7 protein-coding genes and 1 pseudogene are annotated in these 11,860 nt (G+C 71.3%); 6 read left to right on the forward strand and 2 right to left on the reverse strand.

Features of this window, described 5'->3' with window-relative positions:
• Window positions 1–45: 45 nt before the first annotated feature.
• The 4 genes and pseudogenes from pepN (at window position 46) to purL (ending at window position 6,470) form a co-directional block, all read left to right on the forward strand.
• Entirely contained in the window at window positions 46–2,691 is a 2,646-nt protein-coding gene (gene pepN / locus Rai3103_RS09345; RefSeq protein WP_153572377.1) for an aminopeptidase N, read from the forward strand.
• A gap of 204 nt (window positions 2,692–2,895) precedes the next feature.
• On the forward strand, window positions 2,896–4,014 hold the full coding sequence (locus Rai3103_RS09350) for a benzoate/H(+) symporter BenE family transporter (protein WP_277872960.1): 1,119 nt from the start codon (window positions 2,896–2,898) through the stop codon (window positions 4,012–4,014).
• Complete coding sequence (locus Rai3103_RS18510; RefSeq protein WP_277872961.1) at window positions 4,011–4,148, forward strand: benzoate/H(+) symporter BenE family transporter; 138 nt, start codon at window positions 4,011–4,013, stop codon at window positions 4,146–4,148. The genes Rai3103_RS09350 and Rai3103_RS18510 overlap by 4 nt, the downstream gene beginning before the upstream one ends.
• 73 nt (window positions 4,149–4,221) lie before the next feature.
• Window positions 4,222–6,470: pseudogene (purL, locus tag Rai3103_RS09355) on the forward strand (phosphoribosylformylglycinamidine synthase subunit PurL).
• 96 nt (window positions 6,471–6,566) lie between these two features.
• Here the strand turns inward: purL and xylB are convergent.
• Window positions 6,567–7,955, reverse strand: coding sequence for a xylulokinase (xylB, locus tag Rai3103_RS09360; RefSeq protein WP_153572378.1), 1,389 nt, complete (start codon window positions 7,953–7,955; stop codon window positions 6,567–6,569).
• A gap of 18 nt (window positions 7,956–7,973) precedes the next feature.
• On the reverse strand, window positions 7,974–8,792 hold the full coding sequence (locus Rai3103_RS09365; RefSeq protein WP_153572379.1) for a DeoR/GlpR family DNA-binding transcription regulator: 819 nt from the start codon (window positions 8,790–8,792) through the stop codon (window positions 7,974–7,976).
• 125 nt (window positions 8,793–8,917) lie between these two features.
• Between Rai3103_RS09365 and Rai3103_RS09370 the strand changes: the two genes are divergently transcribed.
• Complete coding sequence (locus Rai3103_RS09370; protein ID WP_228488822.1) at window positions 8,918–10,408, forward strand: mannitol dehydrogenase family protein; 1,491 nt, start codon at window positions 8,918–8,920, stop codon at window positions 10,406–10,408.
• 43 nt (window positions 10,409–10,451) lie between these two features.
• Window positions 10,452–11,819 (forward strand): dipeptidase, encoded by a 1,368-nt coding sequence (locus Rai3103_RS09375; RefSeq protein WP_153572380.1) that lies wholly within the window; start codon window positions 10,452–10,454, stop codon window positions 11,817–11,819.
• Window positions 11,820–11,860 lie beyond the last annotated feature (41 nt).

Below are 11,860 nucleotides of genomic sequence, written 5' to 3' on the forward strand. Positions count from 1 at the left end.
GCGGGCCCGCGGTCCGGCCGGCGGCGGGTGACTAGGCTGATCCGGGTGAGCAGCGCGAACCTGACCAGGGCCGAGGCGGAACAGCGGTCCGCGAATCTCGAGGTCCATGCCTACGACGTCGACCTGGACCTCACCGGTGCCGCGGACCCGGAACGGACAGGTTTCGGGTCCGTCACCACGATCACCTTCCTCAGTGAGCAGGAGGACGTCCGACTCGACTTCCTCGGCGAGTCGGTCGAGGGCGTCGAGGTGAACGGCCGCGCGCTCGACCCGAGCCAGGTGTGGGACGGTGCGGCCCTACGGCTGACCGGCCTGGCGCCGCACCGTACCAATCGGGTGACCGTGCGGGCGGTGGCTGCGTACTCCCGCACCGGTCAGGGCCTCCACCGGTTCGTCGACCCGCTCGACGGGGAGACCTATCTCTACTCGCACCTCGAGCCGGCCGATGCGCGGCGGATCTTCGCCACCTTCGAGCAGCCCGACCTCAAGGCGACCCGGATCGTCCACGTCACGGCCCCGGCGGGCTGGTCGGTCGTCGCCAACATGCCTGTCGCGTCGGCGGTCCCGGTCGGGGACGAGGCGGTCCGGACGACGTTCCAGCCCACCCCTCCGCTGTCGACGTACCTCACGGCGGTGTGCGCCGGGCCCTGGCACCACGTCCACGACGTGTGGACCCGCCGGGTCGGAGCGAGCACCCTCGAGGTCCCGCTGGGCCTGTGGTGCCGCGCCTCCCTGGCTCAGCACCTCGACGCCGACGCGCTCTTCGACACCACCAAGCGGGGTCTCGACCACTACCACCAGCTCTTCGGGTTCCCCTATCCCTGGGGGAAGTACGACCAGCTCTTCGCCCCCGAGTACAACATCGGGGCGATGGAGAACCCGGGCTGCATCACCTTCAACGAGAAGTACCTCTTCACCTCCCGCCCGACCCGTCAGGAGCTCGCGCAGCGCTCCAACACGATGCTGCACGAGATGGCCCACCTGTGGTTCGGTGACCTGGTCACCCCGGCCTGGTGGGACGACCTCTGGCTGAAGGAGTCCTTCGCCGAGTACATGGGAGTGCGGTCCAGCGTCGAGGCCGATGACCATCCGGAGGCCTGGGTCAGTTTCGCCGGGGCGCGCAAGGCATGGGCGTACGCCGCGGACCGCCGACCGACCACCCATCCCGTCGCGGCCGACATCCCCGACCTGGAGGCGGCCAGGCAGAACTTCGACGGCATCACCTACGCGAAGGGCGCCGCGGTGCTCAAGCAGTTGGTGGCGTACGTCGGGGACGAGGCGTTCTTCTCCGGTGCCCGGCTCTACTTCGCCCGCCATGCCTTCGGTGCCGCGCGCCTTGTCGACCTGTTGGACGCGCTGGAGGAGGTGTCCGGGCGCAACCTGCGGGCCTGGGCCGAACAGTGGCTGCAGACCTCCGGTGTCGACGAGCTGACGACCGAGGGCCCCGGGCCGGAGGGGATCATCCACCTGCGCCGGACCTCCCCCGATACCGCCCGCCGCCCGCACCGGCTCTCGGTCGGTCTGTACCTGCCGGACAGCACCGGGCGGTTGCTGCGCACCCACCGGGCCGAGGCCGATCTCGTCGGTGACGGGGTCGACATCGACCTCGTCGACGCCGACCCGGCAGGGGAGAGGCCCCGACTGGTGCTGCCCAACGACGACGACCTGACGTACGCCCTCACCCGCCTCGACCCGGCCAGCCGCGACACGGCGCTGACGTACGCCGGTGGGATGGTCGACCCGCTCGCGCAGTCGCAGGTCTGGGCGGCCCTCTGGAACGACGTCCGCGATGCCCGCCTCCCGGCCACCCGCTTCATCGCCGCGGTGCTGCAGCACGCCGGCCGACTGGACGGCCGCGACGACGAGGGTGCCACCGTCCTGCTGCCCCACCTGGTCGGTGATGTGGCCACCGGCGTCTCCGATCTGCTGCCCCGATGCCTTCGTGAGGCCGCCTGGGCTGACGCGTTCGACGGCGCCTGGACTCGGCTGGTCGGCGCCGACCCGGGCTCGGACCAGCAGCTCGCCTGGGCCCGCGCCGCCACCCTGTTCGGCGGCCAGGTCGGAGCCGAGGACGCCCCCGGTGTCGCCGCCCGGCTCGGCCTGCTACTCGACGGCCCCGCCCCCGAGGGGCTCGAGATCGGGTCGGAGCTGCGCTGGCGCACGCTGATCGCCCTGGCGGGGCTGGACCGTGTCGACGACGCCGAACTCGACGCCGCCCTCGCGGCGGAGCCGACCGCCCGGGCCCGCGCCCATCGGCTCACCGCCCGGGTAGGGCGCCCTGACGCCCGCGTCCGGGCCTGGGCCTGGGAACAGGTGCAGCGGTACCCCTCGGAGTGGTCGAACGAGGAGATCAGCGCCGCGCTGGCCGGCTGGACGATGCCGGGTCACCGCGACCTCGTCGCGGAGTTCGCCGAGCCGTACTGGAGCCGGCTCACCCGGTGGTGGGAACGGTTCCCGATCGAGATCGCCACCCGGCTGGTCAGTGGCCTGTTTCCGGCGGTCGTCGACGTGGACCTCACCCGGGAGGCGGTCGACCAGCCGGTCGTCGCGGCGGCCCACCGGTGGCTCGACGAGCACACCGGCGCTCCTGGCGCCCTGCGCCGGCTGGTCCTCGAGCACGCCGATGCGGCCGAACGGGCCGCGCGGGCGCAGTTGACCGTCCTCGAGCAGGTGGCGGCCGAGAACGGCTGACCCGCCGGCTGGCCTGCCGGCCGGCCTGGCGGAACCCCCGGCCGCGTCCCCGACGTTCCGCCAGTGACTCCCCGTGGGGTGCTCCTCCTCGGCACGGCCCGGAGCCGGCCGTAGTGAGCGGATTACTGTGATCGACGCCACATGGTTGCGGCTCGCCCTGTCCTCGTGGCGCCCGACGGATGCCCACAGGACAAGGACGCGGACATGGACCGGCAGACGGTGACCCGGACGGAGAGCCCGCAGGCCTCCACGAGGATCGAGGAGCGGCCGCGGCGCACCCTGCGCGGGGAAGTGTCGCTGTCGGCCGTCGTCGCCGGTTTCGTCGCCGTCGCCATCTCCTACGCCGGGCCGCTCCTGGTGGTGCTGCAGGCTGCTCGCGCGGGCGGCCTGTCGGCGGACCTGACGAGTTCGTGGGTCTGGGCCATCTCCGTCGGGTCGGGAGTGGCCTGCATCCTCGGCAGCCTTGTCACCCGCCAACCGGTGATGATCGCCTGGTCGATCCCCGGTGCGGCGGTGTTGATGGCCATGCTCGGCAGCTACACCCTCAACGAGGCGATCGGCGCCTACATCGTCTGTGGTGCACTCAGCGCCCTGCTCGGGGCCACAGGGCTGATCGGGCGCCTCCTGGCGATGGTGCCGCGCCCGATCACGCAGGCGGTGCTGGCCGGGGTACTGCTGCCTTTCGGCATCACCGTGGCGGGTGCCGTCGTCAGCGCACCGGTCGTGGCCGGTGGCATCGTCGTCGGCTACCTCATCGGTCGCCGGTTCCTGCCGCGGTACGCCGTCTTCGGGGCGATGGCGCTCGGCGCCGTCCTCGCCGCCGCCACGGGAACGTCCGGCACGTTCGCCGTGCACCCCGGCATCACCGTGCCGATGCTGCTGGTCCCGCACTTCACGCTGGGATCGATCCTGGGCATCGGGCTGCCGCTGTTCATCGTCACCCAAGCCGGCCAGAACGCTCCGGGGCTGATCGTCATGCGCGCCTCCGGGTTCGAGCCGAACGATCGGCTGCTGCTCACCGGCTCCGGCATCGTGTCGATCGTCTTCGCCTTCTTCGGTGCCCACGCGCTCAACCTGGCGGCCGTCACCGCGGCCATCGCCACGAGCGGCGAGTCGCACCCGGACAAGCGCCGCCGCTACGTCGCCGGGGTCTCGACCGGCGTCTTCTACGTGCTCGGCGGCTTCCTCGCCACGATGATCGTCGGCCTGTTCGCGGCGATCCCGCCCGCCATGCTCACCGCTCTGGCCGGGGTGGCCCTGCTGGTCCCGGCCCAGAACGCCCTGCACGGGACGATGCAGGAGGGGGCCACGGCCCCGGGGTGATCGAGGCGGCCCTGGTCACGCTGGTGGTCTCCCTGTCGGGCGTCCACCCCTTCGGGATCGTGGCCGCGTTCTGGGGTCTGCTGGCCGGTCTCGTCACGTACGCGGTGCTGCGGCGGCGTCCGCCGCGGGCCTGATCGCTCACAGCGCGGCGTATCGATTCCCACGGGGGGCGCGCCGCGAGCCTCGGTGACCGGATAGATTGGGCCCGTGGCCGACACTGTGAAGAACGCGCAGGAGACCCCCGACGTCGAGCAGCCCTGGGCTGAGCTCGGACTCAAGGAGGACGAGTACCAGCGCATCCGCGAGATCCTCGGGCGCCGCCCCACCGGCTGCGAGCTGGCGATGTATTCCGTGATGTGGTCGGAGCACTGCTCGTACAAGTCCTCCAAGCTGCACCTCAAGCGGTTCGCCGTGCTGCCCAAGGAGACCCCGCGCGGCCCGCTGCTGGCAGGGATCGGCGACAACGCGGGGGTGGTCGACGTCGGCCAGGGCTACGCGGTCACCTTCAAGGCCGAGTCCCACAACCACCCGTCCTACGTGGAGCCGCACCAGGGTGCCGCGACGGGTGTCGGCGGCATCGTCCGCGACATTCTCGCCATGGGTGCGCGGCCGATCGGTGTGATGGACGCGCTGCGTTTCGGGCCCCTCGACGCTCCGGACACCGCCCGGGTGCTGCCCGGCGTCGTGTCGGGTGTCGGGGACTACGGCAACTGCCTCGGCCTGCCCAACATCGGTGGTGAGGTGGAGTTCGACGCCTCCTACGCCGGCAATCCGCTCGTCAACGCCCTGTGCGTCGGGGTGCTGCGCCACGAGGACCTGAAGTTCGCCAAGGCCACCGGAGCCGGCAACAAGGTCGTCATGTACGGCGCCCGCACCGGCGGTGACGGCATCGGTGGCGCCTCGATCCTCGCCTCGGAGACCTTCGACGAAGGGGGCGAGGGCAAGCGCCCCGCCGTCCAGGTGGGCGACCCCTTCATGGAGAAGCTGCTGATCGAATGCACCCTCGAGCTCTTCGCGGCCGGTGTCGTGACATCGATCCAGGACTTCGGCGCCGCCGGTCTGTCGTGTGCGACCTCCGAGCTCGCGGCCGCCGGTGACGGAGGCATGTGGGTGGACATGAACGCGGTCCAGCTCCGTGACCACACGCTCTCGCCCGAGGAGATCCTCATGAGCGAGTCGCAGGAGCGGATGATGGCCGTCGTCGACCCCGGCGACGTGGAGCGGTTCATGGAGATCTGCGCCAAGTGGGATGTCGAGGCGGCGGTCGTCGGTGAGGTCACCGAGGGTGACCGGCTGGTGATCGAGTGGAACGGCGAGGTCGTCGTCGACGTGCCGCCGCGCACGGTAGCGATCGACGGCCCGACCTACGACCGGCCGCAGCAGCCGCGGGCCGCGCAGGCCGCGATCGAGGCCGACACGACCGCCTCGCTGCCCCGCCCGGCCGACGGCCAGGAGCTGGCCCGGACGGTCCTGGCGGTGATCGGCTCGCCCAACCAGGCCGACAAGTCCTGGGTCACCGACCAGTACGACCGCTACGTCCGCGGCAACTCCGTCCTCGCGCAGCCGGAGGACTCCGGCATGCTGCGGATCGACGAGCAGACCAACCTGGGCATCGCCCTGTCGACCGATGCCAACGGCCGCTTCACCTGGCTCAACCCCTACCTCGGCGCGCAGCTGTCGCTGTCCGAGGCCTACCGCAACGTCGCCGTCACCGGTGCCACTCCGGTCGCCATCACCGACTGCCTCAACTGGGGGTCGCCGGAGGATCCCGAGGTGATGTGGTCCTTCGTCGAGGCCATCAAGGGTCTCGTCGACGGCTGTGCGGCCCTCGGCACGCCGGTGACGGGTGGCAACGTCAGCTTCTACAACCAGACCGGCGACAGCGCGATCCTGCCGACGCCGCTGATCGGCGTGCTGGGCGTCGTCGACGACATCTCCCGGCACACCACGATGGGCTTCCGGACCCCGGTGACGAGGTGTGGCAGCTCGGCGCCACCCGCGAGGAGCTCGATGGCTCCGCCTGGGCGGGTGTCGTGCACCAGCACCTGGGCGGCGAACCGCCCCGGGTGGACTTCGAGGCCGAGAAGCGCCTCGCCCGCGTGATGGCCGCCGCCGCCCGTGAGGGCCTGCTGTCCAGCGCCCATGACCTCTCCGAGGGGGGTCTGGCGGTGGCCCTGGTCGAGTCCGCCTTGCGCCACGGGACTGGTGTCCGCGTCCGGCTCGAGGGGGACGCCTTCGTCGGGCTCTTCTCCGAATCGGTGGCCCGGGCGGTCGTCTCGGTGGCGCCGGAGAAGGCCGGCCGGCTGGCCGAGCTGTGCGACGAGCACGGCGTGCCCGCAGGTCGCCTCGGTGAGGTCACCGACGCCGCGGCCCTCGAGGTCGTCGGCGCTTTCAGCCTCGACCTGGCCGAGTTGCGCCGGGCCTGGCAGGCACCGATCCCGGCCGCCCTGTCGTGAGCATGACCCTGTCCTGAGGACATGAGCACGCGGCGCCGGTGGCCCTTGGCCCCGGCGCCGCGTGCTGCTTCGTGCGGCTTTCGTGGTGGGCCGGGATCAGTCCCAGCCCTCGGTGTCGTCCCGCAGCGCCGCGTACTGCTCGTGCACCGCCGGGGTGGCGTCACCCTGGTGGACCGTCGCGTCCGGAGCCGGCCAGTCGGGCGGCGTGTCGTCCCCGGTGAGCGCCCACAGTGCCTGGCGTGCGGCGCCCAGGGCCACGTACTCGCCATCGGCGAGCAGGGCGACCTCCTGGCCGAAGACCTGCGGGGCGATCCGCCGGACCGCCTCGGAGCGTGAGCCTCCTCCGATCATGAAGATCCGACCGGCGGTCATCCCCGTCGCGTTGCGGAGCGCCAGGACCGCATCCCACATCGAGCACAACAGGCCCTCCACGGCTGCCCGGGCGATGTCCTCGCGGGACGTCGCCGTGGTCAGGCCGCGGAAGACGCCGGTGGCGTGCGGGCGGTTGGGCGTACGTTCGCCGTCCAGATAGGGCAGCAGGACGAGGCCGTGCGCTCCGGGGGTGCCGGCCAGCGCAAGCCGGGAGAACTCGTCGAGATCCACCCCGAGCATCGTCGCCCCGAGCTCGAGGACGCGCGCCCCGTTGAGGGTGCAGGCCAGCGGCAGGTAGCGTCCGGTCGCGTCGGCGAAGCCGGTCACCAGTCCCGAACCGTCGTGGACCGGTCGCTCGCTCACTCCGGAGGCCACCCCGGACGTGCCGATCGACAGGCAGATGTCGCCCGGCTGCAGCCCCATCCCCAGCGCGGCGGCCATGTTGTCCCCCGTGCCGGCCGAGATGGCGGCGCCGTGCCGGGTGTGGCCGACGACCTCGTTCGGGGCGGCGATGCGCGGCAGATCCGTACGATGCCCCAGGGCGAGCTCCGCGATCTCGGGGAGGAACCGGCGCTCGGCGGTCGAGTAGTAGCCGGTCCCGGAGGCGTCCCCATGGTCGGTCGTCATCTCGGCACGGCCGCCCAGGTGCCAGGTGAGGTAGTCGTGCGGCAGCATGACCGAGGCGACCCGAGCGGCGTTCTCCGGCTCCTCATCGCGCAGCCAGCGCAGCTTCGAGGCGGTGAGGGAGGCCACCATCACGCTGCCGACGGCATCCGCGCAGGCCTGTGGGCCACCGAGCTCGGCCACCAGCCGGGTGGCGGCGTCGGCGGAGGAGGTGTCGTTCCACAGCATGGCGGGGCGTACGACGCAGCCCTCGGCGTCGAGGGCGACCATGCCGTGCTGCTGGCCACCCACGCCCACCGCCGCGGCCCGCTCCAGCAGGCCGTCGGCCGAGGCGGACAGCGCGGTCCGCCAGGCCTGCGGATCAACCTGGGTGCCCCGCGGGTGGGCCGCCCGCTGGAGTGCTTCGATCCGGCCGGTCTCGGCTTCGATCAGGACGGACTTGCAGGACTGGGTGGACGAATCGACGCCCAGTACGTAACGACCGGTCACGGTGTCTCCTCGGGTAGGTCAGATGCTGGCGACGTAATGGATCGTCGCGGCGAGCGAATCGAGTTGTTCGCGCTGTTCGGGGCTGATGGCGTCCTCGACGACGATGTCGTCGAAGATGTCGAGGCCGACGACGTGGTACAGGGCCGGGACGCCGAACTTGCTGGCGTCGGCGACGAGCACCTTGCGGTCGCCGACCTCGAGCAGTGCCTGCTTGGTGGAGGCGGCTTCCTCGTCCGGGTGGAAGAGGGCGTTGTTCTTGATCGACGTGGTCGACACGAACACGGTGTCGGCGGTCATGCCGCGCACCTGGTCGGCCACGGCCCGGCCGAGGAAGGAGCCCGTCTCCGGGTAGTACTGGCCGCCGAGCCCCACCAGCACCATCTCCGGGTAGTGCGTGGCGACGTACTCCATGGCGGTCAACGAGTGCGTGATGACCGTCGAGGGCTGCCGGCCGGAGAGCAGGGGGACGATCGCGCCGACCGTGGTCGAGTCGTCGAGGGCGACGATGGTCCCCTCGTCGATGAGGCCGGCGGCGACCTTCGCCAGGGCATCCTTCTCCGTCGCGCGGAACCGCCGCCGGATCTGGATGTCGCGCTCGGTCATCGGCTGGGTCATCGCCCGGGCTCCGCCACGGACGCGCTGTACGACGCCGGTGCGGGAGAGCAGGTCGAGGTCACGGTGCACGGTCATCGGGCTGATCGCGAACCGGCCGGCCAGCTCCTCGATCCGGGCGGTGCGATGTGTCCGCAGGTACTCGGCCATCGCGTCTCGGCGATCGGCCGGGGTCAGCCCTGTCAGGGATGCCTCGGACGTCGCATCAGCCTTGATGTCTTCCACAACAATGATGATAGATCATGTGAAGTTATCGCGCCAATGCGAACCAAATCTCACACATATGTGTTGACTATGATGAGTTCGATGTTAGATTTGTGGTGTCAGTTCAGCACTCTCGCAAGGACGCGATGATCACCATGCACCTCAGTAACAGCACCCTCTCCGCCGTCGAGGCCCCCGTCTCCGTCCCCACCTACGATCGGTCGGGTGTCACGGCGGGCATCGTCCACTTCGGGGTCGGTGGCTTCCACCGGGCCCACCAGGCCATGTACCTCGATCGCCTGATGAACCAGGGTGAGGCCCTGGACTGGGGCATCTGCGGGATGGGGGTGATGCCCTCCGACGCCCGGATGCGCGACGTCCTGCGGGCCTCGGACGGTCTCTACACCCTGGTCGTCAAGAACCCGGACGGTACCCGCGAGGAGCGGGTGATCGGGTCCATCGTCGACTACGTCTACGCGCCCGACGACCCGGCGGCCGCCGTGGAGCGGCTCGCGGATCCCGCCATCCGCATCGTCTCGCTCACCATCACCGAGGGCGGGTACAACTTCCACCACGTCACCGGGGAGTTCGATCTGGACAACCCCGACGTCCGGCACGACCTCGCCGATCCGGGCCACCCCCGGACGGTCTTCGGCCTGGTCTGCGCCGGCCTGGCGCTGCGTCGGGAGCGTGGGATCGCGCCCTTCACGATCATGAGCTGCGACAACATCCAAGGCAACGGCGACATGGCACGGCGTACGTTCACGGCCTACGCCGAAGCCCTCGATCCCGCCCTGGCCGCCTGGCTGCGGGAGAACGTCCCGTTCCCGAACTCCATGGTCGACCGCATCACCCCGGTGACCACCGACGCCGACCGTGCCGACGTCGCCCAGCGCTACGGCATCGACGACGCCTGGCCCGTGGTCTGCGAGGACTTCACCCAGTGGGTCCTCGAGGACTCCTTCGTCTCCGGACGCCCGGCCTACGAGAAGGTCGGCGTGCAGGTCGTCGACGACGTCGTCCCATACGAGCTGATGAAGCTACGGCTGCTCAACGCCAGCCACCAGGGCCTGTGCTACTTCGGCTACCTGGCCGGCTACCGCGCCGTCCACGACGTCACCCGCAACCCGCTGTTCTCGACCTTCCTGCTGCGCTACATGGACGAGGAGGCCACCCCGACCCTGTCCCCGCTGCCCGGGGTCGACCTCGACGCGTACAAGCACAAGCTGATCGAGCGCTTCAGCAACGAGTACGTCGCCGACACTGTGGCCCGGCTCTGCGCCGAGAGCTCGGATCGCATCCCCAAGTGGCTGATGCCCGTGGTCCGGGAGAACCTCGCCGCCGGCCGGCAGGTGGGGCTCTCGGCCGCCATCGTGGCGAGCTGGGCCCGCTACGACGAGGGTGTCGACGAGCACGGTGAGCCGATCGCGATCGTGGATCGGATGGCCGACGAGCTGCGGGCCGTCGCCCAGGGCAACCGCGAGGACGTCCTCGCCTTCCTGCGCAACCGTCAGGTCTTCGGCGACGTGGTCGACGATCCGCGGTTCACCGAGCCGTACGCTGCCGCGCTGACGGCGCTGCATCGCCACGGCTCGGTCGCGACGCTGGAGCAGATCATGGGTAATGTCCCCGCCTGACCCGCGCCGCAGCCCGATCCGACGTACGGCCTAGGGTGGGGCCATGACCGATGCCGACACCCTCACCCCCAGCCGTGACGCCCTCGCCGCCCGTGTCGAGGCGGTGCTCCCCGGTGTCCTCGACGATCTCGCCCGACTGGTGGCGATCCCGTCGATCAGCGCCGACCCGGGGCGGGCCGCGGACGTCGAGGCGAGTGCCGAGGCCGTCGCCGGCCTGCTGGCGGACGCCGGCTGCCCGGACGTCCGGGTCGTCCGGGCCGGCGGCCGGCCGGCGGTGATCGGCCGCTACCCGGCTCCCGAGGGAGCGCCGACCATCTGCCTGTACGCGCATCACGACGTCCAGCCGACAGGTGATCCGGCCCTGTGGTCCTCGGAGCCGTTCACCGCCACCCAGCGCGGTGATCGGCTCTTCGGCCGGGGCACCGCCGACGACAAGGCCGGGGTCGCCGTACACCTGGCCGCGCTGCGCGCCTTCGACGGACGCCCGCCGGTCGGCGTGACCCTCTTCATCGAGGGTGAGGAGGAGGTCGGCTCGCCGACCCTGCACGCCCTGCTGGAGGAGTACCGCGACGACCTGGCAGCCGACGCGTACGTCATCGCCGACTCCGGCAACTGGGCGGTCGGTGTCCCGGCGTTCACCACCACCCTGCGCGGGCTGGTCGACTGCACGGTCACCTTACGTACCCTCGACCACGCCCTGCACTCCGGGCAGTTCGGCGGCGTCGCGCCGGATGCCCTGACCACCCTCTGCCGACTGGTGGCCACTCTCCACGACGAGGCGGGCAACGTGGCGATCGAGGGTCTCGTCTCGCGTCCCGGGCCCGACCTGGAGTACCCGGCCGACCGGCTGGCCGAGGAGAGCGGTGTCCTGCCGGGTGTGCACTACCTCGGTGACGGGCCGGTGACCGAGCGACTGTGGACCCGCCCGGCCGTGTCGGTGATCGGCATCGATGCCACCGCGGTGGATCACGCCTCGAACACCCTGGCGCCGTCCGCGCGCGCCAAGCTCAGCCTGCGTCTCGCGCCCGGGCAGGACCCGGCCGCCGCGATGGACGCGCTCGTCGCCCACCTCGAGTCGCACGCGCCCTGGGGGGCGCGGGTCGAGGTCAGGCGCGGTGAGCTCGGGGCGCCGGGCGAGGCACCCCTGGTCGGCCCGTACGCCGAGGCCGCGTTGGCGGCGTTCACCGCCGCCTGGGGCCGCGAACCTGTGACGATCGGCCAGGGTGGGTCGATCGCGATGGTGGCCGACTTCCAGCAGCTCTTCCCGGCGGCCACGGTGCTCGTCACGGCGGTCTCGGACCCCGACTCCCGGATGCACGGCATCGACGAGTCGCTGCACCTGGGAGACTTCCGTCTCGCCTGTCTGTCCGAAGCGCTCCTGTTGGCAGCCCTTTCCACAGCCGCCTCCTAGAATCCTGCTGACGTCCGAGGGGAGGACCTGCCTGCGGGGGC

Origin of the sequence: Raineyella fluvialis (genome assembly GCF_009646095.1) — a bacterium.
Taxonomy (GTDB): Bacteria; Actinomycetota; Actinomycetes; order Propionibacteriales; family Propionibacteriaceae; genus Raineyella; species Raineyella fluvialis.